This is a genomic window from Pantoea sp. NSTU24 (assembly GCF_050157905.1).
Lineage (GTDB): Bacteria > Pseudomonadota > Gammaproteobacteria > Enterobacterales > Enterobacteriaceae > Pantoea.
Map to the genome: position 1 here is coordinate 776,276 of NZ_JBKIWZ010000001.1, position 23,364 is coordinate 799,639.

At 57.0% G+C, this 23,364-nt stretch carries 18 protein-coding genes; 13 read left to right on the top strand and 5 right to left on the bottom strand.

Features of this window, described 5'->3' with window-relative positions:
• Position 1 precedes the first annotated feature (1 nt).
• The 6 genes from msbA to ACLHDD_RS03835 all read left to right on the top strand — a co-directional run bounded on the left by msbA (position 2) and on the right by ACLHDD_RS03835 (position 6,020).
• Positions 2 to 1,750 carry a lipid A ABC transporter ATP-binding protein/permease MsbA gene (gene msbA, locus ACLHDD_RS03810; RefSeq protein WP_427103004.1) on the top strand — a complete coding sequence of 583 codons (1,749 nt, stop codon included), beginning with the start codon at positions 2 to 4 and terminating at the stop codon, positions 1,748 to 1,750.
• Positions 1,747 to 2,727: a tetraacyldisaccharide 4'-kinase gene (gene lpxK, locus ACLHDD_RS03815; RefSeq protein WP_427103005.1), complete on the top strand. Its 981-nt coding sequence runs from the start codon at positions 1,747 to 1,749 to the stop codon at positions 2,725 to 2,727. The genes msbA and lpxK overlap by 4 nt, the downstream gene beginning before the upstream one ends.
• A gap of 44 nt (positions 2,728 to 2,771) precedes the next feature.
• On the top strand, positions 2,772 to 3,986 hold the full coding sequence (locus ACLHDD_RS03820; RefSeq protein ID WP_427103006.1) for a winged helix-turn-helix domain-containing protein: 1,215 nt from the start codon (positions 2,772 to 2,774) through the stop codon (positions 3,984 to 3,986).
• Positions 3,987 to 4,091: 105 nt separating this feature from the next.
• On the top strand, positions 4,092 to 4,274 hold the full coding sequence (locus ACLHDD_RS03825; RefSeq protein ID WP_009091101.1) for a Trm112 family protein: 183 nt from the start codon (positions 4,092 to 4,094) through the stop codon (positions 4,272 to 4,274).
• Positions 4,271 to 5,020: a 3-deoxy-manno-octulosonate cytidylyltransferase gene (kdsB, locus tag ACLHDD_RS03830; protein ID WP_427103007.1), complete on the top strand. Its 750-nt coding sequence runs from the start codon at positions 4,271 to 4,273 to the stop codon at positions 5,018 to 5,020. The genes ACLHDD_RS03825 and kdsB overlap by 4 nt, the downstream gene beginning before the upstream one ends.
• Positions 5,021 to 5,126: 106 nt before the next feature.
• Complete coding sequence (locus ACLHDD_RS03835) at positions 5,127 to 6,020, top strand: phosphotransferase (RefSeq protein WP_427103008.1); 894 nt, start codon at positions 5,127 to 5,129, stop codon at positions 6,018 to 6,020.
• Here ACLHDD_RS03835 and elyC read toward each other — a convergent pair.
• Complete coding sequence (elyC, locus tag ACLHDD_RS03840) at positions 6,000 to 6,785, bottom strand: envelope biogenesis factor ElyC (protein WP_427105163.1); 786 nt, start codon at positions 6,783 to 6,785, stop codon at positions 6,000 to 6,002. The genes ACLHDD_RS03835 and elyC overlap by 21 nt on opposite strands.
• Before the next feature lie 125 nt (positions 6,786 to 6,910).
• Here elyC and cmoM point away from each other — a divergent pair, with 125 nt between their 5' ends.
• From cmoM to ACLHDD_RS03875, 7 genes are all read left to right on the top strand, one after another.
• The gene (cmoM, locus tag ACLHDD_RS03845; RefSeq protein ID WP_427103009.1) at positions 6,911 to 7,696 is read left to right on the top strand and encodes a tRNA uridine 5-oxyacetic acid(34) methyltransferase CmoM; all 786 of its coding nucleotides are present in this window, start codon (positions 6,911 to 6,913) and stop codon (positions 7,694 to 7,696) included.
• Entirely contained in the window at positions 7,693 to 9,015 is a 1,323-nt protein-coding gene (gene mukF / locus ACLHDD_RS03850; RefSeq protein WP_111138802.1) for a chromosome partition protein MukF, read from the top strand. Before cmoM ends, mukF begins: the two co-directional genes overlap by 4 nt.
• Positions 8,996 to 9,721, top strand: a complete 726-nt coding sequence (mukE, locus tag ACLHDD_RS03855; RefSeq protein WP_427103010.1) for a chromosome partition protein MukE — start codon at positions 8,996 to 8,998, stop codon at positions 9,719 to 9,721. The genes mukF and mukE overlap by 20 nt, the downstream gene beginning before the upstream one ends.
• A complete protein-coding gene (gene mukB, locus ACLHDD_RS03860) occupies positions 9,718 to 14,205 on the top strand; it encodes a chromosome partition protein MukB (RefSeq protein ID WP_427103011.1) in 4,488 nt (1,495 codons plus the stop codon). The genes mukE and mukB overlap by 4 nt, the downstream gene beginning before the upstream one ends.
• A gap of 149 nt (positions 14,206 to 14,354) precedes the next feature.
• Positions 14,355 to 16,166: a L,D-transpeptidase gene (gene ldtD, locus ACLHDD_RS03865; RefSeq protein ID WP_427103012.1), complete on the top strand. Its 1,812-nt coding sequence runs from the start codon at positions 14,355 to 14,357 to the stop codon at positions 16,164 to 16,166.
• A 176-nt stretch (positions 16,167 to 16,342) separates the two neighbouring features.
• Positions 16,343 to 16,891: a DUF882 domain-containing protein gene (locus tag ACLHDD_RS03870; protein ID WP_427103013.1), complete on the top strand. Its 549-nt coding sequence runs from the start codon at positions 16,343 to 16,345 to the stop codon at positions 16,889 to 16,891.
• Between the two features lie 39 nt (positions 16,892 to 16,930).
• Complete coding sequence (locus ACLHDD_RS03875; RefSeq protein ID WP_427103014.1) at positions 16,931 to 17,560, top strand: MBL fold metallo-hydrolase; 630 nt, start codon at positions 16,931 to 16,933, stop codon at positions 17,558 to 17,560.
• A gap of 66 nt (positions 17,561 to 17,626) precedes the next feature.
• Here ACLHDD_RS03875 and ACLHDD_RS03880 read toward each other — a convergent pair whose 3' ends face one another.
• From ACLHDD_RS03880 to pncB, 4 genes are all read right to left on the bottom strand, one after another.
• Positions 17,627 to 18,817: an amino acid aminotransferase gene (locus ACLHDD_RS03880; protein ID WP_427103015.1), complete on the bottom strand. Its 1,191-nt coding sequence runs from the start codon at positions 18,815 to 18,817 to the stop codon at positions 17,627 to 17,629.
• A 231-nt stretch (positions 18,818 to 19,048) separates the two neighbouring features.
• A complete protein-coding gene (ompF, locus tag ACLHDD_RS03885) occupies positions 19,049 to 20,209 on the bottom strand; it encodes a porin OmpF (RefSeq protein WP_427103016.1) in 1,161 nt (386 codons plus the stop codon).
• Positions 20,210 to 20,509: 300 nt separating this feature from the next.
• Positions 20,510 to 21,910: an asparagine--tRNA ligase gene (gene asnS / locus ACLHDD_RS03890; RefSeq protein WP_427103017.1), complete on the bottom strand. Its 1,401-nt coding sequence runs from the start codon at positions 21,908 to 21,910 to the stop codon at positions 20,510 to 20,512.
• 156 nt (positions 21,911 to 22,066) lie between these two features.
• On the bottom strand, positions 22,067 to 23,272 hold the full coding sequence (gene pncB / locus ACLHDD_RS03895; protein WP_427103018.1) for a nicotinate phosphoribosyltransferase: 1,206 nt from the start codon (positions 23,270 to 23,272) through the stop codon (positions 22,067 to 22,069).
• Positions 23,273 to 23,364: the final 92 nt, after the last annotated feature.

Here is a 23,364-nt window from a genome sequence, read left to right on the forward strand (position 1 = left end):
AATGCATCAAGATAAAGATCTCTCTACGTGGCAGACGTTTCGCCGACTCTGGCCAATGATCGCGCCTAATAAAGCGGGATTGATTGTGGCCTCAGTCGCCCTGATTATTAATGCTGCGGGCGACGCCTTAATGCTCTCCCTGTTGAAACCGTTACTGGACGATGGTTTTGGTAAAGCTGACCGTTCGGTGATGCTGTGGATGCCGTTAGTCGTCATCGGCCTGATGCTGGTGCGCGGCGTAACCAGCTATGTCTCCAGCTACTGCATCTCCTGGGTTTCTGGCAATGTCGTGATGAACATTCGCCGTCGGCTGTTCAGCCACATGATGGGCATGCCGGTGTCGTTTTTTGATCAGCAGTCGACCGGGACCCTGCTGTCCCGCATTACTTATGACTCTGAGCAGGTCGCCTCGTCCTCTTCCGGTGCACTGGTCACTGTGGTGCGCGAAGGGGCCTCTATCATTGGTCTGTTTATCATGATGTTCTACTACAGCTGGCAGCTGTCGTTGATCCTGATTGTACTGGCCCCCATCGTCTCCTTTGCGATCCGCACCGTCTCTAAACGCTTCCGCTCAATCAGCAAAAGCATGCAGAACACCATGGGGCAGGTCACGACCAGCGCCGAGCAGATGTTGAAAGGGCATAAAGAGGTGCTGATCTTTGGCGGGCAGGAAATTGAGACGGAACGTTTTTCCCGCGTCAGTAACCGTATGCGTCAGCAGGGGATGAAGCTGGTTTCGGCATCTTCTATTTCCGATCCGGTTATTCAGCTGATCGCTTCGCTGGCCCTGGCGTTTGTCCTCTATGCCGCCAGCTTCCCAAGCGTCATGGATACCCTGACCGCCGGTACGATCACCGTCGTCTTCTCCTCGATGATCGCGCTGATGCGACCGCTGAAATCCCTGACCAATGTCAATGCTCAGTTCCAGCGTGGTATGGCGGCCTGTCAGACGCTGTTTTCTATTCTGGACAGCGAGCAGGAGGCGGATAATGGCACACGTGAAATTACCCGCGCAAAAGGGGATATCGAATTCCGCGATGTGACCTTTACCTATCCGGGGCGTGATATCCCGGCGCTGCGTCATATCAACCTGTCGCTGCCGGCCGGCAAGACGGTGGCGCTGGTGGGTCGTTCCGGCTCCGGTAAATCGACCATGGCAAGCCTGCTCACCCGTTTTTACGACATTCAGCAGGGGGAAATCCTTCTGGACGGTCACGATCTGCGTGAGTACAGCCTGCGTTCGCTGCGTAATCAGGTTGCGCTGGTATCGCAGAATGTGCATCTCTTCAACGATACCATCGCCAATAACATCGCGTATGCGCGCAGTGAGCAATACAGTCGTGAAGAGATCGAACGGGCGGCTACCATGGCACATGCGATGGACTTCATCAATAAGATGGACAAAGGCCTGGACACCGTGATTGGTGAGAATGGCGTGCTGTTGTCCGGTGGTCAGCGTCAGCGTATTGCGATTGCCCGTGCGCTGCTGCGCGATTGCCCTATCCTGATCCTCGATGAGGCCACCTCTGCACTGGATACCGAGTCAGAGCGCGCTATTCAGTCAGCGCTGGACGAGTTGCAGAAGAACCGCACCTCGCTGGTCATTGCGCACCGACTTTCCACGATTGAAAAAGCGGATGAGATTGTCGTGATTGAAGATGGTCAGATTGTGGAACGCGGAACGCATCAGGCGCTGCTGGAAGAGCGCGGTGCTTATGCCCAGCTGCATAAGATGCAATTTGGCCAATGATTGAACGTATCTGGAGCGGTCGCTCACCACTGTGGCTGCTGCTGTGGCCCTTCAGCCTGCTGTATGGGGCGATTACGGCGCTGATACGTCTGAGTTACCGGCGCGGCTGGCGTAAAAGCTGGCGCGCGCCGCTGCCGGTGGTGGTGGTCGGAAACTTAACGGCGGGCGGCAATGGTAAAACACCGGTCGTGATCTGGCTGGTCACTGCATTGCAACAGCGTGGTCTGCGGGTGGGTGTCGTCTCGCGAGGCTATGGCGGCAAGGCGGAACGCTATCCTTTGCGGGTTACCGCGCAGACCAGCACGGAACAGGCCGGTGATGAACCGGTGCTGATCGCCCAGCGCACTGCAGCCCCGGTTGCGGTCGCCCCAAAACGGCGGCAGGCGATAGAAGCCTTACTGGCGCAGGGCCCGCTGGATGTGATTATTACGGACGATGGCCTGCAGCATTATGCGCTGCAGCGCGACCGGGAAATTGTGGTAGTGGACGGTGTGCGTCGCTTCGGCAATGGCTGGTGGTTGCCTGCCGGTCCGATGCGGGAACGTGCAGACCGGCTGCGTCAGGTGGATGCCGTTATCGTCAACGGAGGCGAAGCAGGGCCTGACGAGATTGCCATGCAGCTTCAGCCCGGCCTGGCGACTAATCTGCTGACTGGTGAAACCTGCCTGCCTCAACAGCTGGGTGAGGTAGTGGCGATGGCCGGCATCGGTCATCCTCCCCGTTTTTTCACTACGCTGAAACAGCAGGGCATCACGCCAGTGGCAGAGATCGCCTTTGCCGATCATCACGCCTACAGTAAAGAAGAGCTGACCCGACTGCTTCAAACCAGTCAGCAGTTACTGATGACTGAAAAGGATGCGGTGAAGTGCCGCGACTTTGCCCAGCCAGCATGGTGGTATCTGCCGGTGGATGCCCATTTAACCGGTCACGCTGTTACCCCGCTGCTGGACGATATCGAACAACTCTGCCGCCGCTAGTCCTGACGGCGGCCCCCTTCAGGCAGAGCCTGATAAGGAAGAGGATGAACACCCCGCATTCACTTTCGTTACAACAGGCACGCCACCTTCATCTCGCCGCGCAGGGCCTGCTGCGAGCCCCGGCAAAACGCGCGGTTTATCAGGATCTGATTGACTGCATCTCCCGCATGTCGCTGCTGCAAATCGACACCATTCACGTAGTGGCCCGCAGCCCTTATCTGGTCCTGTTCAGTCGTCTGGGTCACTATCCCCAGGTCTGGCTCGAACAGGCGCTGGCCCGGGGCGAGATTTTTGAGTACTGGGCACATGAAGCCTGCTTTATTCCCCGATCGGATTACAGGCTGCTCCGACATCGCATGCTGTCGCCGGAACGGCTGGGCTGGAAATATAATGCGCAGTGGGTCGCTGAACATCAGCAGGAGATAGCGGAATTACTGCAGCTGATACGGGAAAACGGCCCGGTGCGTGCTGCCGATTTTACCCCCTCGGTTAAGACGCCAGCGGGCTGGTGGGCATGGAAACCCCATAAACGCCATCTGGAAAATCTGTTCAGCGCGGGTGAGCTGATGGTCGCTGAACGGCGTAATTTTCAGCGCGTCTACGATCTGCGCAGCCGCGTAATGCCAGAGTGGCAGGATGCGCAGCATGGCCTCAGTGAGGCGGAAGCAACCCATCAGATGCTGCTGAACAGCGCCCGCAGCTTAGGCGTTTTCCGTGCGGCCTGGCTGGCCGATTACTATCGTCTGAAGCGGGCGCCCGTGGACGCTTTTATTGCGGAGGCCGAAGCGGCGGGCGATCTGATCGCCGTTAACGCTAAAGAGCTGGGTGCGATGTGGCTGCATCGTGATCTTTTGCCGCTGCTGGATACGTCTCTTCGTGCCACGCACAGCGCGCTGCTGTCACCGTTTGATCCGGTGGTGTGGGATCGCAAACGCGCGCGGGAGCTGTTCGGCTTTGACTACCGTATTGAATGTTACACTCCGGCGGAAAAACGCAGGTTTGGCTATTTTGTTTTGCCCATCCTGCATCGCGGGCAGATAAAAGGGCGGCTTGATGCCCGTATGCTGCGTCAGGCCAGGCAGCTGGAGATTAAAAACATCTGGCTTGAAGAAGAGACGCGTGTCACGGCGCGATTTGTTACCGACATCCGGTACGCCATCGAACGCTTTGCGGCTTGGCAGGGGGCGGAGAGCGTTACTCTTCTGCAAATGCCCGATTCACTGCGGGATCAATGGCCTGCGCACTGGACGCTGACGTGATCGATTTTTACGGCCGCCGGCGCATAAGATGTTTTCCCCCATCCCGCCTGCGTCACGCTATGGTATGCTTGACCCCTCAAGCATTCGCTTCCTGATGGAGGATATATGGATCATCGTTTACTCGAAATCGTGGCCTGCCCGGTTTGTAATGGCAAACTCTACTTCAACAATGCTCAGCAGGAGCTAATCTGCAAACCTGACGGCCTGGCTTTCCCGGTCAGAGAGGGCATCCCGGTGCTGCTGGAAACGGAAGCGCGCACGCTCTCTGTTGAAGAGATTCATCCATGAGTTTTACCGCCATCATCCCGGCGCGTTATGCCTCAACCCGCCTGCCTGGAAAGCCGCTGCTCGATATTCATGGTAAGCCGATGGTCGTGCATGTGATGGAGCGCGCCCGCGAATCGGGTGCCAGCCGGGTCATTGTTGCCACCGATCATCCTGACGTGGCGCTGGCAGTAGAAGCGGCAGGCGGCGAAGTCTGCATGACGCGCGCCGATCACCAGTCCGGTACAGAGCGGCTGGCAGAAGTGGTCGAAAAATATCAGTTTGCCGATGATGAAATCATCGTTAACGTGCAGGGCGATGAGCCCATGATCCCGGCTGAGATTGTGCGTCAGGTGGCTACTAATCTGGCAGGATCGTCAGCCGGAATGGCGACGCTGGCTGTACCTATCACCGATGCCGACGAGGCCTTTAATCCTAATGCGGTAAAAGTCGTGATGGATGAGAAAGGTTACGCGCTCTACTTCTCACGGGCAACCATTCCCTGGGATCGTGAGCGTTACGCCACGTCGCGCGATGTGATCGGCGATACCCTGCTGCGTCACATTGGCATCTACGCCTATCGTGCCGGTTTTATCCGGCGCTACGTCGCCTGGGCGCCCTGTCCTCTGGAGCAGATTGAGCTGCTGGAGCAGTTGCGCGTGCTGTGGTACGGCGAGAAAATTCACGTTGCCGTTGCGAAAGCGATTCCCAGCGTGGGCGTCGATACGCCAGAGGATTTGCAACGCGTCCGCGAGGCGATGCACGCCTGAAAAAAACGGGGAGTCCGTCTCCCCGCTTCAGAGTAAATTTTGATCCGCCGCTAAACGCCCGGACGTCCTTCAGGATAATGTGATCTTCATCTGAAGAGGATGCCGTATGGAACAGCTCAAATCGGAACTCACGCTGGCGCTGGGTGAAACCATCAGCCGCCTCGAAATCATCAGCGAACATCCGCCAACCCGGCTTTATGCGCTCTACGATCGGGCAGGGCGTCCGATGCCCGTGGTGGCGCGCTATTTTCGTCATCAGGGTAGGGCCGCGATGGAAGCCAGAAAGCTGGCGTTGCTGGGGCAGGCCGGGCTGATCCCCGTGCCCGCTGTTTATGGTCTGGTGATGAGCCAGCAGCCTCCCGCGCATGAAATGCTGTTACTGGCACGCCTGGATGGCGTGACGGCGGAGGCACCCGCACGGGATGCCGGACGCTGGAGTCAGTTCTGTGAACAGGTGGTTGAAGGACTGCTGGCCTGGCACCGGCTTGACAGTCACGGCCTGGTGGGAACGGTTGACAGCACCCAGCAGAACCGCTGGCCCGCCTGGTATGCGCAGCGGGTAGAAGTATTATGGGCCACGCTGGGCTATCTGCGGCCGCCCGCCTTTACGCTGGACGATCGGCAGGTGCTGTTTCGCTGCCGGGCGCGGCTGGCGCAGCTGTTTCGCGACTTCGACGATCCCTGCGTGATGGTGCACGGCAATGTGCGGCTGCAGAGTATGCTGAAAAACAGCCGCAGCGATCAGTTAATCGCGATGACCCAGCCGGGCACCATCCTCTGGGCTCCGCGTGAATATGATCTGATTCACCTGGACGGCTCGCCCGCCGAAACGGCGCTGCTGCACACTTATCTGCAGCGGGCACCGGTTTCCGAAGGCTTTCTCTGGCGGCGATGGGTTTACCAGCTCTGGGACTGCATCGATCAGATGGTTCAGAGCGGCCTCTTCAATCGTGCCCGTTTCGATTACGCGCGTTCGCAGCTACTGCCCTGGCTCGGCTGAGCTGACGTTTTCGCCCCTGAGCCGCTGCAGCAGTGTCCCCAGCGTTTCATAGATGGCCCGTTCACTGTGACTCAGCCAGATTGAAGAAGGAATAGCCCGTTCCCATCCATTCAGGGGAGAAGTGATCGCCAGCTGATTGGCAGGCGCAGCGATCGGTTTCAGCCCAACCGCGTGGAAAAAGCGAATGGCGCGCGGCAAATGGTTTGCGGAGGTGACCAGCAGGAAGGGACGTCCACCCACAACCGCTTTCACCGCCAGGGCTTCATCCGCCGTATCGCGGGGCCGATCAAGAATCTGAATATGTTCATGGGCGACGCCCAGACTCTCCGCCACCTGCGCGGCCACCCAGGCGCTGCTCCTGGGATTGGTGCCTCCGGCCGCGCCGGTGAAGATCAGCGTGGCCTGTGGATTTCGCTGCCACTGGCGGATGCCCTCCGCCACGCGCGGCAGGCTGTTATTCAGCAGGTTTGAACTGGGCGCCCAGGCTGGATTAAACGTATAGCCGCCGCCCAGCACCACAATGTAATCCACTTTCTCCGTGCCGTTCCAGGTCGGATAGCGGCTGTCCAGCGGCAGCAGCAGACGATCGGCCAGCGGTTGCAGGCTTAGCAGCAGCAGAAGCAGCCAGCTGACAGAGATCACGGTTTTGCCGCTTTTCTGCCATTCAGTAAACCAAATCAGTAAAATGCCCAGCGCCATCATGGAAAGCAGTAGCGGCAGGGGTAAAAGCAGCCCGCCAATGACTTTTTTCAGGGTAAATAACATCAAAAATGCGTCCTGTTGTCCGAAAATAGAGCACCCGGAAGGGAAGATGGGGATGAAAGGTTCATTCTTCTGGTGCCTGTGACAAAATAGCACAAGTCTCACCGCAGCATACCGGAGCGCATGCCATGCAGGATCGTAACTTTGACGATCTCGCGGATAAATTTTCGCAAAATATTTACGGCACCACGAAAGGGCAAATACGCCAGGCCATTCTCTGGGATGAGCTGGAAAAGATCGTACCCAGCCTGTCATCATCCCCGCTCTCCGTGCTGGATGCCGGCGGTGGCGTGGGGCAGATCTCCAGCGGACTCGCTGCGCAGGGCCATCAGGTTTTGCTGTGTGACCTGTCGGGTGAAATGCTACGTCGGGCCGAAGAAAATGCGGTGGCACAGGGTGTGAGCCACAACATGCAGTTCAGACAAATTAGCGCTCAGCAGGTGGGCGAACATTTGGATAAGCCGGTGGATCTGGTATTGTTCCACGCTGTGCTTGAGTGGGTCGCTGAACCGGAGACGGTGCTGCAGGCGTTGTTCGATTTGCTGCGGCCGGGCGGCGTCATGTCGCTGATGTTTTACAATCTGCACGGCCTGACACTGCGCACCCTGACGCTGGGAAACTTCGGCTATCTGCGCACAAATCTGACCAAACGCAAAAAGCGCACGCTGTCGCCTGACTATCCGCGCGACCCCGAACAGGTCTATCGCTGGCTTGAAGCGTGTGGCTTTGTGATTGAGCAGCGTGCCGGTATCCGGGTGTTCAGCGACTATATGAAGCCGCCCAAGGGCGAGCCTAAAAGTGACGATGAAATTATTGAGATGGAGCGGCGTTACTGCCGTCAGGAACCCTTTTTGAGCTTAGGGCGTTACATTCACGTAACCGCGCGTAAACCCGGGCAGAAGGATGAATTATGAGTGAATTTTCCCAGACGGTACCTGAACTGGTCTCCTGGGCACGCAAAAATGATTTTTCTCTTGCGCTGCCAGTGGAACGTCTGGCCTTTTTGCTGGCTATCGCCACCCTTAACGGTGAGCGGATGGATGGCGAAATGAGCGAGGGCGATCTGATTGATGCTTTTCGCCATGTCAGTAAAGCTTTCGAACAAACCCATGAAACTGTACTGGTTCGTGCCAACAACGCCATCAACGATATGGTGCGACAGCGCCTGCTTAACCGTTTTACCAGCGAGCTGACCGAAGGCAACGCCATCTATCGTCTGACGCCGCTGGCGATCGGCATCACCGACTACTACATCCGTCAGCGTGAGTTTTCGACGCTGCGTTTGTCCATGCAGCTTTCAATTGTCGCCAGCGAGCTGAAACGGGCCGCCGATGCTGCTCAGGAAAATGGCGATGAGTTTCACTGGCACCGCAATGTTTTTGCGCCGCTGAAATATTCGGTGGCGGAGATCTTCGACAGCATCGATATGACCCAACGTCTGATGGATGAACAGCAGCAGGCGGTGAAAAACGATATCGCCGAACTGCTGAACAAAGACTGGCGCGCGGCGATCTCCAGCTGTGAAATGCTGCTCTCTGAAACGTCCGGCACGCTGCGTGAACTGCAGGATACGCTGGAAGCCGCAGGAGACAAACTTCAGGAAAACCTGCTGCGCATTCAGGATGCCACGCTGGACAGTCCCGATCTGGGCTTCGTCGATAAGCTGGTGTTTGATCTGCAAAGCAAGCTCGACCGAATCACCAGCTGGGGCCAGCAGGCCATTGACCTGTGGATCGGCTATGACCGCCACGTCCACAAATTTATCCGTACCGCCATCGACATGGATAAAAACCGCGTCTTTGCGCAGCGTTTGCGGGTGTCGGTGCAGAACTACTTTGATTCTCCCTGGGCACTGACCTACGCCAACGCCGACCGCCTGTATGACATGCGCGACGAGGCGCTGACGCTGCGGAATGACGAAGTGATGGGCGAACTGCCTCCGGAGATGGAGTACGAAGAGATCAATGAAATCCGCGAACAGCTGGCAGCGATGATTGAAGAGGCGCTGCAGGTCTATAAAGCGCAACAGAAACCGCTCAACCTTGCGTCAGTCATGCGCGACTATCTGGCTCAGTATCCACGCGCCCGTCATTTCGATCTGGCGCGCATTGTGGTCGACCAGGCGGTACGCCTCGGCGTAGCGGAAGCTGATTTAGCCGGTTTGCCTGTGGAATGGCAAGCCATCAATGATTACGGAGCCAAGGTGCAGGCACATGTCATCGACAAATATTGAACAAGTGATGCCGGTTAAGCTGGCACAGGCACTGGCCAACCCGATTTTTCCTGCGCTGGACAGCCAGTTACGCGCCGGACGACATATCGGTATTGAAGAGCTGGATAACCACGCTTTTCTGATGGACTACCAGTCTTTCCTCGAAGAGTTTTACACCCGCTATCACGTGGAGTTAATTCGTGCGCCGGAAGGGTTTTTCTATCTGCGTCCGCGTTCAACCACGCTGATCCCGCGTTCGGTCCTGTCTGAGCTGGATATGATGGTCGGCAAGATCCTCTGCTATCTCTATCTCAGCCCGGAAAGGCTGGCCAATGAAGGGATCTTTACCCAGCAGGAGCTGTATGACGAGCTGCTCTCCCTGGCGGATGAGAACCGTCTGCTGAAACTGGTTAACCAGCGTTCAACCGGCTCCGATCTGGATCGCACCAAACTGCAGGAGAAAGTGCGCGCCTCACTGAGCCGTCTGCGTCGCCTCGGCATGGTATGGTTTTTCGGCAACGACAGCAGCAAATTCCGCATCACTGAATCGGTGTTCCGTTTTGGTGCCGACGTGCGCGGCGGTGATGACGCGCGTGAAGCGCAGCTTCGCCTGATTCGGGATGGCGAAGCCATGCTACTGGAAAATGCGACAGCGCCGGTCGACACCGACGAAGGTGAAGGGCAGGAAGGCGACGCGAGTGAGAACGCAGAGGAAGAACAGGCATGATTGAGCGCGGAAAATTTCGTTCGCTTACGCTGATCAACTGGAACGGCTTTTTTGCCCGCACCTTTGATCTTGATGAGTTAGTCACCACGCTGTCAGGCGGTAACGGCGCAGGGAAGTCCACTACGATGGCGGCCTTCGTCACGGCGCTGATCCCTGATTTAACGCTGCTGCACTTCCGTAATACCACCGAAGCGGGTGCCACCTCCGGCTCCCGTGACAAAGGTCTGCACGGTAAACTGCGCGCCGGGGTCTGCTACTCAATGCTGGATGTGGTGAACTCACGTCATCAGCGCGTGGTGGTTGGCGTTCGTCTGCAGCAGGTCGCGGGACGCGATAAAAAGGTCGATATCAAGCCCTTCAGTATTCACGGACTGCCCACCGACACGAATCCGACGGACATGCTGACGGAAGTCCTGAACAGCCGTCAGGCGCGCGTACTGCCGCTGAATGAGGTCAAAGAGCGTGTCGAGGCGCTGGAGGGCGTGCAGTTCCGCGCCTATAACTCGGTCACCGACTATCACGCCATGATGTTTGACCTCGGCGTGGTGCCACGTCGTCTGCGCTCAGCCAGCGACCGCAGCAAGTTTTATCGCCTGATTGAAGCCTCGCTGTATGGTGGGATCTCCAGCGCCATTACCCGCTCACTGCGTGACTACCTGCTGCCTGAAAACAGCGGGGTGCGCAAAGCGTTCCAGGATATGGAAGCCGCGCTGCGCGAGAACCGCATGACGCTGGAAGCGATTCGCGTAACCCAGTCTGACCGCGATCTCTTCAAACACCTGATCTCTGAAGCGACCAGCTATGTTTCTGCGGACTACATGCGTCACGCCAACGAGCGCCGGGGGCACCTCGACAGCGCGCTGCAGCTGCGCAACGAGCTGTTCAGCAGCCGTAAGCAGCTGGCGACCGAACAGTATCGTCACGTCGAAATGGCGCGCGAACTGGCTGAGCACAGCGGCGCCGAAAACGATCTCGAAGTCGATTATCAGGCCGCCAGCGACCACCTGAACCTGGTGCAGACCGCGATGCGTCAGCAGGAGAAGATTGAACGCTACGACGCGGATATCGAAGATCTGACGCTGAGGCTGGAAGAGCAGACTGAAGTGGTCGCCGAAGCGCGCGAAATTCAGGAAGAGAACGAAGCCCGCGCCGAAGCGGCCGAACTGGAAGTGGATGAGCTGAAGAGCCAGCTGGCCGATTTCCAGCAGGCGCTTGATGTGCAGCAAACCCGCGCCATCCAGTATCAGCAGGCGCTTCAGGCACTGGAGCGTGCCCGGACGCTCTGCCAGCTGCCCGATCTGAACATTGATAATGCGGCGGCCTGGCAGGAGAGCTTCCAGGCGAAAGAGGAAGAGGCGACGGAACGTCTGCTGCATCTGGAACAGAAGCTGAGCGTGGCGGAAGCGGCGCACAGTCAGTTTGAGCAGGCGCTGGCGCTGGTCACCAGCATCGCCGGTGACGTGACGCGGCAGGATGCGTGGCAGACCGGCCGCGAACTGCTGCGCGATGCCAGCAATCAGCGTCATCACGCCGAGCAGCTCTCGTCGCTGCGTCTGCGTCTTAACGAGCTGGAGCAGCGTCTGCGCGAGCAGCATGAGGCGGAGCGTCTGCTGGCCGAGTTCTGCAAGCGTCAGGGGCAGCACTACGAACCCGATGCGCTGGCGGGCCTGCAGCAGGCGCTGGAAGCGCAGATTGAGCAGCTGAACAGCAGCGTATCAGACGCCGGTGAGCAGCGCATGAAGATGCGTCAGGAGCTGGAGCAGCTGCGTGAGCGCATCACCAGCCTGACCGCCCGGGCACCTCACTGGCTGGCGGCGCAGGAGATCCTGACGCAGCTCAGCGAGCAGACCGGCCAGGCGCTCAACAGCAGCCAGGATGTCACTGAATATATGCAGCAGCTGCTGGAGCGTGAACGCGAAACGACCGTCGAGCGCGACGAAGTGGCTGCCAGCAAGCGCGATGTCGAGCAGCAAATCGAGCGGCTGAGCCAGCCTGGCGGTGCAGAAGATGCGCGTCTGACCCAGCTGGCCGAACGTTTTGGCGGCGTCCTGCTCTCTGAAATTTATGATGATGTGACCCTGGATGATGCGCCTTACTTCTCGGCGCTCTACGGTCCGTCACGTCATGCGATTGTGGTACCCGATCTTGCGCAGGTGCGCGAGATGCTGGACGGGCTGGAAGAGTGCCCGGAAGATCTCTATCTGATCGAAGGGGATCCACAATCCTTTGATGACAGCGTCTTCAGCGTCGATGAGCTGCAGAATGCCGTTGTCGTGAAGGTCGCGGATCGTCAGTGGCGCTACTCGCGCTTTCCGAAAATCCCGCTGTTTGGCCGTGCCGCGCGTGAGAATCAGCTTGAGCAGCTGCACCTTGAGCGCGACAAACTGGCGGAACGCTACGCAACGCTGTCGTTCGATGTGCAAAAAACCCAGCGTCTGCATCAATCTTTCAGCCGTTTTATCGGTTCACATCTGGCCGTCGCCTTTGATGACGATCCAGAGGCGCAGATCCGTCAGCTGGGCGCACGCCGGGGAGAGCTGGAGCGGGCACTGAATCAGCATGAAAGCAACAATCAGCAGCAGCGTCAGCAGTATGAGCTGGCGAAAGAGGGCGTGTCGCAGTTAAACCGTTTGCTGCCTCGCGTTAATCTGCTGCTGGACGATACCCTGGCCGATCGCTGCGAAGAGATTCGTGAGCAGGTCGATGCCGCGCAGGACGCAGCGCGCTTCCTGCATCAGCATGGCGCTAAACTGGCGAAGCTCGAACCGATCCTCGCGGTGTTGCAGAGCGATCCGGAGCAGCATGAGCAGCTTCAGGCCGATTATCAGCAGGCGCAGCAGCAGCAGCGCAGCGCACGTCAGCAGGCTTTTGCCCTGACCGAAGTGGTACAGCGCCGCGCACACTTCAGCTATGAAGACTCTGCGGGCATGCTCAACGGCAACAATGATCTCAGCGATAAGCTGCGCCAGCGTCTGGAGCAGGCGGAAAGCGAACGCAGCCGCTGTCGCGATCGCCTGCGTGAGCATCAGGCCCAGCTCACGCAGTACAACCAGGTGCTCGCCTCGCTGAAGAGCGCCTGGGATGCTAAACGCGACATGCTGAAAGAGTTGCAGCAGGAGATGCAGGCTATCGGCGTTCAGGCCGATAGCAGCGCAGAAGCGCGCGCACGCGTGCGTCGCGATGAGCTTTACACGGCTCTGAGCCACAACCGCGCCCGCCGTAACCAGCTGGAGAAACAGCTGACCTTCTGTGAAGCGGAGATGGAAAACCTGCAGAAGCGACTGCGCCAGCTGGAGCGAAATTATCATCAGGTGCGTGAACAGGTCGTCAGTGCGAAAGCGGGCTGGTGTACCGTGCTGCGTCTGGTGAAAGAGAATGGCGTGGAGCGTCGTCTGCATCGACGCGAGCTGGCCTACCTGAGCGGCGATGAGCTGCGCTCGATGTCTGATAAAGCGCTGGGTGCGCTGCGTCTGGCGGTGGCGGACAACGAACATCTGCGCGATGTGCTGCGGCTGTCGGAAGATCCGAAACGTCCGGAACGGAAAATTCAGTTCTTTATTGCGGTCTACCAGCATCTGCGCGAGCGTATCCGTCAGGATATTATCCGCACGGACGATCCGGTAGAAGCGATCGAGCAGATGGAAATCGAGCTGAACCGGCTGACCGAAGAGCTGACTGCGCGTGAGCAGACGCTGGCGATCAGCTCCCGCAGTGCGGCGAATATCATTCGCAAAACCATTCAGCGCGAGCAGAACCGTATTCGCCAGCTTAACCAGGGCCTGCAGACCGTCAGCTTCGGTCAGGTCCGCAGCGTGCGGCTCAACGTGAACGTGCGTGAAACCCACGCGATGCTGCTGGATACCCTGTCGGAAGAGCATGAACAGCATCAGGATCTGTTTAACAGCAACCGCCTGACCTTCTCGGAGGCGCTGGCGAAACTTTATCAGCGCCTGAACCCGCATATCGACATGGGGCAGCGCACGCCGCAGACCATCGGTGAAGAGCTGCTGGACTACCGCAACTATCTGGAGATGGAAGTGGAAGTTAACCGTGGATCGGATGGCTGGCTGCGCGCAGAGAGTGGCGCGCTGTCAACCGGTGAGGCGATCGGTACCGGTATGTCCATTCTGGTAATGGTGGTGCAGAGCTGGGAAGAGGAGTCACGCCGTCTGCGCGGCAAAGACATTTCGCCCTGCCGTCTGCTGTTCCTCGACGAGGCGGCGCGACTGGATGCCCGTTCCATCGCTACGCTGTTTGAGCTGTGTGAGCGACTGGAGATGCAGCTGGTCATTGCCGCACCAGAAAACATCAGCCCGGAGAAAGGCACGACCTACAAACTGGTGCGTAAAGTGTTCAATAACACTGAGCACGTTCATGTGGTTGGGCTGCGTGGTTTTGCCGCCGATCCCTCACCGGTACGGCCGGGAAGCGACGTGGATGCGTTACCCGATTTAACCGCTGAAAATTCCGGGGCAGAAACGTAGTCAAAAACTGAACCATTGGTTAATCTGGTCACGGCATTTGTCACAGGAGGCAAATGCCGTTTTTGTTTGTATACTCAACATTATGAGTAGGAGCCCGAACGCAGTCGTTACAGGGAACGCTGCGGAGTTGAGAAGATAAGGGGGCAGGGATGTTGCTGGTAAAAAAGGTTAATCATCATCGCGTTATATCATTGTTAGCGCTGGCGCTAACAGCTGTTCCATTTACGCTACCACAGGCTGCGATTATCGCTGCGCTGCCCGGCAAAACGCATGCGGCACTCTCCGTCTCTGAAAGTCAGCAACGTATCCGCCAGGCTTTTTCCAGCGCCGATCAGCCGTTTTATCAGGCGCCGCTGGCGGCGCTCTACGCCTCACGCAATATGCAGCCGCTCTGGCAGGATACTCAGGCGGTGGAGAAGTTTCAGCAGCAGCTGGCCGAGGTGGCGCTGTCCGGCGTTCAACCGCAGTTCACCCGCTGGATTGAGCGTCTGACTAACCCGGCGATTACCGGGTTTGCGCGGGATGTCACGCTCTCTGATGCGATGCTGGGTTATCTGCAGTTCGTCTCCAGCGTCCCGACCCAGGGGGAGACCTGGCTCTATAGCAACGTTCCCTACCGACTGACGCAGCCGTCGGTTGCGGTGGTCAATCAGTGGCAGAATGCGGTCAATGCCGGAGCGGCCAGCCACTTTATCGCCTCACTGCAGCCGCAGCATCCCCAGTATAAGCTGATGCACGCCGCGCTGAAGACGCTGCTCAGCGACCGGGAGCCCTGGCCACAGCTGAAAAGCAGTGAAACGCTGCGTCCGGGTCAGGTCAGCGCTGATGTACCGGCGCTGCGGGAAATATTGCAGCGCAGCGGCATGTTAACGGCGCAGGTGAATGCACCGGCACCCGATGACGATGCGGTGCCGGTCGCCTCTTCGCCGGTGACGCACAGCGACCAGCCGGTGGCGGTCAGCCCGTCTGCCGCGCCGATCAGCAATCTGATTTCCCCTGCGCCGCAGTCGCCCGGCAACGTCCAGAGTCAGACGCTGGACGGCAACACGGCCAATATTTACGATGAGACGCTGGTGGCGGCGGTGAAGCGTTTCCAGCAGTGGCAGGGACTGGATGGCGATGGCGCTATCGGGGCCAGAACGCGGCAGTGGCTCAACGTCTCCCCGCAGATGCGCGCCTCGCTGCTGGCGCTGAATATTCAGCGACTACGTCTGCTGCCGGACGATATGCACAACGGCATCATGGTCAACATCGCCAACTACTCGCTGATCTACTACAACAACGGCAATAAGATTCTCTCCTCGCGGGTTATCGTCGGGCGTCCCGATCGTAAAACGCCGTTGATGCGCAGCGCGCTGAATAATGTGGTGCTGAATCCGCCGTGGAACGTGCCGACGACGCTGGTGCGCAAGGATATCATTCCCAAAGTGAAGCAGGATCCGACCTATCTCTACAAGCATGGTTACACCCTGCTGTCGGGCTGGAGCGCGGACGCCGAAGTGATCGATCCCAGCATGATCGACTGGCGTATGGTGACCGCCTCTTCATTTCCTTACCGGCTGATTCAGGCACCGGGTGAGGCCAACGCGCTGGGACGTTATAAATTCAATATGCCCAGCTCGGATGCGATCTATCTGCATGACACGCCCAACCATAACCTGTTCCAGCGCGATATCCGTGCGCTCAGCTCAGGCTGTGTGCGGGTGAACAAGGCCTCCGAACTGGCGGGTCTGCTGCTGCAGGATGCAGGCTGGAATGACTCCCGCATCTCCAGCACCCTGAAAGAGGGCGATACGCGCTATGTGCCGATTCGCCACCGCATACCGGTCAATCTTTACTATCTGACGGCATGGGTCGCGGATGATGGCAAACCGCAGTTCCGCACAGATATTTACAATTATGATGATACGGCGCGTTCGGGCAGCCAGGCGCTGAGCCGCGCAGAGCAATTGCTGCTCTAGTGATTGATTTTGCATCGTTAGCGGTGCAGGGAGAAGAGGCAGCCAGAGGCGATCCCGGTGCGGGTCGCCTCGCAAACTGCGGGCAGGTGGGTTGACGCTCCACTGAGAGAAAGTTATGGTTCGGCCTGTGCGCTTTTTGCACATGACTATGGCTTGACTCTCAGGTAATCCGCTACATGTCTACTATTGATTCTCTTCGTCGCAAACTACTGCTCTGCAGTAGCGCCGCCGCCGGACTGGCACTCCTGCCAGCTTCTGCCAGGGCCTCGCTTTCAACGTCTCGTCCGCGTGTGCTGATGCTCAATAACCTTCACACCGGTGAAACCCTTAAAACTGAGTTTTTTAATGGTAAGAGTTACGACAAGGATGAGTTGTCACGATTAAATCACTTTTTCCGGGACTATCGCGCCAACAAAGTCAAAAGCATCGACCCCCATCTGTTTGACCAGATTTTCCGTCTGCAGGCCCTGCTGGGCATGCGCAAGCCGATCCAGCTGGTGTCGGGCTATCGCTCTCTGGCCACCAATAACATGCTGCGCGAGAGCGGCCCTGGGGTAGCAAAGCACAGCTATCACACCAAAGGTCAGGCGATGGATTTTCATATTGAAGGGGTTTCGTTAGCGAATGTACGCAAAGCGGCGTTATCTCTGCGCGCCGGTGGTGTAGGATATTACCCCCGCAGTAACTTTGTGCACATTGACACCGGGCCGGTCAGGCACTGGTAACGACACCGGCAACGCTGCGTGAGCCGGTCATGGAGCGTTATGAATTATCACATTATTCCTGTTACAGCGTTTGCTCAGAACTGTTCCGTTATCTGGTGCGAGACCACGCGTGAAGCCGCGCTGGTCGACCCTGGCGGCGATGCTGAACTGATTAAGCAAACGCTGGAACAGCTTAGTCTCAAACCCGCTCAGATCCTGCTGACGCATGGCCATCTGGATCATGTCGGGGCCGCCGTGGAGCTGGCTGCCTTCTATGATATTCAGATTGTGGGGCCGCAAAAGCGCGATGCTTTCTGGCTGGAGGCGTTGCCCACGCAGAGCCGGATGTTCGGACTGGAAGAGTGCGCGCCTTTTACCCCCGATCGCTGGCTGGAAGAGGGCGAGAGCGTGCAGGTCGGTCTGACCACGCTGGAGGTGCTGCACTGTCCGGGACACTCGCCCGGACATGTTGTGTTCTTTGATCGTCCGGGGCGCTTGCTGATCTCCGGTGACGTCATTTTCAATGGCGGCATCGGGCGCACTGACTTCCCGCAGGGCGATCACCAGCAGTTAATCGCGGCTATCCGCAGCAAACTGCTGCCGCTGGGCGATGATGTGACGTTTCTGCCCGGTCACGGCCCGATCTCCACGCTGGGTCATGAACGCATCAGCAACCCTTTCCTGCAGTAAAAAAACGCCTTTTTCCTGCCATAAAAAAATGGGCCATCCGGCCCATTTTTTGTTTCGTCGTCTGCGTTACAGCACGGCGACAATCGCTTCACACAGCGCCGACATATTGTCTGGCGTCATGCCCGCCACGTTCACGCGGCCTGAGTTGACGGCATAGACGCCAAACTCTTCCCGCAGGCGAATCACCTGTTCTTTGGTTAAGCCGCTGAACGAGAACATACCGTTCTGTTTAATAATAAAGCTGAAATCGCGCTGTGCGCCTTTTTCCGCCAGGGTGTTTACAAACAGCTGACGCATGCGCTGGATGCGCTGACGCATATCCGACAGCTCCTGTTCCCAGATCGTGCGCAGCGTGTCATTGCCCAGGATCGTGGCGACCACCGCCGCACCGTGAGCCGGTGGGTTGGAATAGTTGGAGCGGATAGTATATTTCACCTGGCTGAACGCGGTATCGGCTACGTTAGCATCCGCTGCCACCAGCGTGATGGCACCCACGCGCTCGTTGTAAAGACCAAAGTTCTTGGAGTAAGAGCTGGCAACGATCAGCTCCTGATGTGAGGCGGCAAAGATGCGCAGACCCTCTGCGTCTTCCTCCAGACCGCGGGCAAAGCCCTGGTAGGCGAAATCGAATAACGGCAGCCAGCCATTGGCCTGAGAGAGCTGCGCCAGCTGTTGCCACTGCTCTGCGGTCGGGTCAATCCCGGTCGGGTTATGGCAGCAGCCGTGGAACAGCACCACATCACCCGGCTGAACCTGCTGCAGCGACGCGATCATTCCTTCAAAGTCCAGCGAATGGCTTTCTGCGTCGTAATAGTGATAGTCACAGACTTCAAGACCGGCAGCGTTAAACACGTTGTGATGATTCGGCCAGGTTGGATTGCTGATCCAGACCCGCTTCACCGTGGTCTGCGTAGCAAGGAAATCGGCTGCAACACGCAGTGCGCCTGTACCGCCCGGCGTCTGCGCGGTGCGTGCGCGGCTGGCAGCGATAAGCGGGCTCTGATTGCCGAACAGCAGGGCCTGGGTGCAGCGGGCGAAATCCGCCAGACCGTCAATGCTGAGATAGTTTTTTGTGGTTTCGTTTTCCAGCAGGTATTGCTCAGCCTTTTTAACACTGGTCAGCACCGGAGTCTTGCCGGTTTCGTCTTTATAAACGCCGATACCCAGATTGATTTTTTCAGGGCGGTCATCGGCACGAAACAGATCGGCCAGCCCAAGAATAGGATCGGCGGGTGCCGCAGAGATCGATTCAAACATGTGTCAGGTCCATTAGCGTGAACGTAAGCAAGAGGACTCTCAGGTTAGCGCCCGACCGGGCAAATGCCAACCGTTTGCGAGACAAATTCCTGCATTTTGCGCGACATATAACGTGACGGGGAGGTCAGCGTGAGAATGCAGTGGGAAAGGTGGCGTAAAAGGCTGATATCGGGAATCGCAGCCATAAAAAAACGGGGCCAGAGCCCCGTTTTTTAACATGCTGAAGCAGGATTAGAACTGGTAAACCAGGCCAACACCCACAACGTCATCTGTATTCAGATTCAGACGGTTGTTGTCATCCAGCTGGTTGATTTTGTAATCAACGTAGGTAGACATGTTTTTGTTGAAGTAGTAAGTCGCGCCAACGTCGAAGTATTTGACCAGGTCAGCATCGCCCACGCCTTCGATATCCTTGCCTTTAGACTGTACGTAGGCCAGGGATGGACGCAGACCGAAGTCGAACTGATACTGTGCAACCAGCTCAATGTTCTGCGCTTTGTTAGCAAAGCCAGTTGTTGAGAAAGCGTTACCGTTAGCCAGTGTACCGGTAGTGGTAATTGGTGTTGAGTTACGGGTTTCGCCGTACATTGCAGCCAGGTACACGTTGTTCGCATCGTATTTCAGAGCAGTTGCCCAGTTTTCAGCACGTTTGCCTGCGCCCTGACCGGTCACGTTGGTAAATGCAGCACCACCGCCATTTGCGGCGCTAGGCGTGATGGTAGTCTGTGCACCGGCTGCCTGCGCATCAGTACGGTCGCTGCTGCTATATGCCGCTGCGAAGCCTACACCGATTGGAGAAACGTAGGTGGTAGATACACCATAGCCGTCGCCATTGGAACGACGAATAGAGTCACGTTCGTTTTTACCTTGATACTGAAGGGCAAAGTCCCAGCCATCAACCAGGCCGAAGAAGTTGGTGTTACGGTAGGTCAGCAGGCCGGTGCTGCGGCCGTTCATGAAGTTATCTGAATATCCTGAATCGCCACCGAACTCTGGCAGCATATCGGTCCAGCCGATTGCATCGTAGACCACACCGTAGTTACGGCCGTAGTCGATTGAGCCAGCATCGCCGAATTTCAGACCGGCAAAGCCCAGACGGGTTTTGTTGCCGTCCTGTGCGTCAGAACCTTCAGAGTTGTTCGCCTGAATGTTGTATTCCCACTGGCCGTAACCGGTCAGCTGATCGTTGATCTGGGTTTCGCCTTTGAAGCCGAAGCGAACATAAGAGTTGTCACCGTTGTTGCCGTCGTCATCTGAGAAGTAATGCAGACCAACAGCTTTACCGTACAGGTCCAGTTTGTTGCCGTCTTTGTTATAGATTTCTGCAGCGTTTGCTGCGCCGGCGGCTAACAGAGCAGGGATAACCACTGCAAGAATATTGCGCTTCATCATTATTCATTACCCTCATTGGAGTTATTTGTACACCTGCCACTGCCGTCAGGAAATCTTTACGGAACCCTGAGCGAAGTTTGGTGTCTTCCTGTGTCTGCACGCATCTTTCCATCCCCCCCGCCGTAATTCTAGCGCGAAAATGCTACTAAACTCGTAATCTGGTTTCCAAAGGAAAATATGTATTACAAAATGTAAAAAATACGGAACTTTGTGAGACAACTCAAAATTTATAAAAATAAAAAAAGGCCGGCAGTGCCGACCTCCTTATATATATGAATTTCTTATATTTAATGCTTAATCTTAGAAACTCGCGTTGCGTGGCGTACGTGGGAAGGGAATAACGTCCCTGACATTCTGTACGCCGGTGACATAGGCGATTAAACGTTCAAAGCCCAGACCGAAGCCAGAATGTGGCACGGTACCGTAGCGACGCAGGTCACGATACCACCAGTAATCTTCTTTGTTCAGGCCCATCTCTTCCAGTCGCGCATCCAGCACATCCAGACGTTCTTCACGCTGTGAACCGCCAATGATTTCACCGATGCCCGGCGCCAGAACGTCCATTGCCGCTACGGTTTTACCATCGTCGTTCAGGCGCATATAAAATGCCTTGATGTCTTTCGGATAGTTTTTCACCACGACTGGCGCTTTGAAGTGTTTCTCAGCCAGATAGCGTTCATGCTCAGAAGAGAGGTCGATGCCCCAGGAAACCGGGTTTTCGAAGCTCTGACCGCAGTTCATCAGGATCTCGACCGCATCGGTATAGTTGACCTGCGCGAAATCGGTGGTAATGAAGCGCTGCAGGCGTTCTACCGCTTCTTTGTCTACGCGCTCGGCAAAGAAGGCCATATCATCGGCGCGCTCTTCCAGTACCGCGTTAAAGACATACTTCAGCATGGCTTCCGCCAGGTCGGCCGCATCATCCAGCGAGGCAAACGCAATTTCCGGCTCCAGCATCCAGAATTCCGCCAGATGACGGCTGGTGTTAGAGTTTTCTGCGCGGAACGTCGGGCCGAAGGTGTAGATTTTCGACAGGGCGCTGGCGTAGGTTTCGCCATTCAGCTGACCCGAGACGGTCAGGAAGGCCTCTTTACCAAAGAAATCTTCGCTGAAGTCAACGTTGCCCTGATCGTTACGCGGCAGGTTTTCCAGATCCAGCGTGGAAACACGGAACATTTCCCCGGCACCTTCGGTATCGGAGGCGGTAATCAGCGGGGTAGAGACCCAGAAATAGCCGTTCTCATGGAAGAAGCGGTGCAGCGCCTGCGCCAGCGTATGACGGACGCGGGCGACCGCACCGATCAGATTAGTGCGCGGACGCAGGTGCGCCACTTCACGCAGATACTCGATGCTGTGGCGTTTCGCCGCCATCGGGTAGCTGTCGGGATCTTCGACCCAGCCAACCACTTCCAGACCGGTCGCCTGAATCTCAAAAGCCTGGCCCTGACCCGGCGAGGCCACCACTTTACCGGTGACGATAACGGAACAGCCTGTGGTCAGACGCAGCACTTCATCCTGATAATTATTCAGAGAATTATTGACGACAGCCTGAACGGGATTAAAGCAGGAGCCATCGTAGACGGCGATGAAGGAAAGACCGGCTTTTGAATCTCTTCGGGTACGCACCCAACCACGTACGGTGACTTCACTGTCAACCGCGACGCGACCGTGCAGTACATCCGCTACAGGCACTACGCTCATAAATATCTCTCTATATAGAAGAAGTGAGTAAAAAGTTGCCCCATCCGGGGTTTTGCTATGTTACTTGCGAGTCTTCAGGAAACAAGCAAAATTCAGGGGGAAAGCGGATTTATTACAGCAGAGGCGGGGCGCATCAACGCCCCGATTAAGCAGGATTCAGCTCGCTTTTTTCACCAGAGGCAGATCGAAGGCTTTACGCAGGGCGCGGACAAAGGCCTTATCCTGACAGATTGTTTTACCCGGGCTGTCTGAGAGCTTCGCTACCGGCTTGCCGTTGCACTGCACCAGTTTGATGACGATATTCAGCGGCGTCACGCCCGGAATGTCGCAGGTCAGGCGGGTTCCGATGCCAAACACCACGTTGGTTCGCTGACCAAAATGGCGATAAAGCGTCAGCGCTTTGTCGAGGTTCAGGTTGTCTGAAAAAACCAGGTTTTTGCTGAGGGGATCAATACCCAGTTTCTGATAGTGGGCGAGCGCTTTCTCTCCCCATTCAACCGGATCGCCGGAGTCGTGGCGCAATCCCTGATAGCGATTGGCAAAGACCGGCCCGAAATCACGCAGGAATGCATCCATTGCAATACAGTCCGTCAGGGCAATGCCCAGCTGGTCATCATACTCATCCAGCCACGCCTGCAGCGCCGCACGCTGGCTGTTGGCCAGCACCGGACTGATTTGCTGAAACGCCTGGAACCACTCATGCGCCTGGGTGCCCACCGGCGTCAGTGACAGACGACGGGCCAGATCATAGTTACTGGTACCAATCAGCCACGGAAAATCCTGCTTCAGCGTAGAGACAATGGCCTCCTGCACATCCTGTGAATAGCGGCGACGGGTGCCAAAATCCATCAGGCGGAAGCGTGACATATCAAGGTCAGCAACCTCCGTTTTAAAGGCGCTGAGTTTCTGTTGCAGATGGTCGACCGCCTGCTGGGTGGTGACCTGCGGCGTGCGATGACGGTGCACGATCTCGCTGATCAGCGCCAGTAACGGCACCTCCCACATAATCACTTCACGCCACGGCCCCTGGATGCGGATATCCAGCACGCCGTGATGATTACGGACTTCAACCTGGCGCGGGTTATAACGAAACTGGCGCAGCCAGTGAAGATAGTCCTGGCGGAAAAAGGGAAGGCGAGACAACCATGTCGCTTCGTCATCAGTCAGCGCCAGGTTTTGCATGGTGGTGATCGCGTCACGAATTTCGTCAGCGTAGAGACCCAGCTGTTCATCGCCGCGGCAGCGAAACTCCGCCTTCACCGTAACATCATAATAACGGTGGAAAACGGCCTGCTGCATATGGAGCTTATAGGCATCCGTATCCAGCAGCGAGGTCAGTATCGGAGAAGCATGTCCTGTCATGGCGCGTTTCAGCATCCTGTTCGGTGGCGCAGAGCCCGGTGTTGTACACAGTCATAAAGACGCAAAAGTATAATTCACTATCTGAAGCCGAT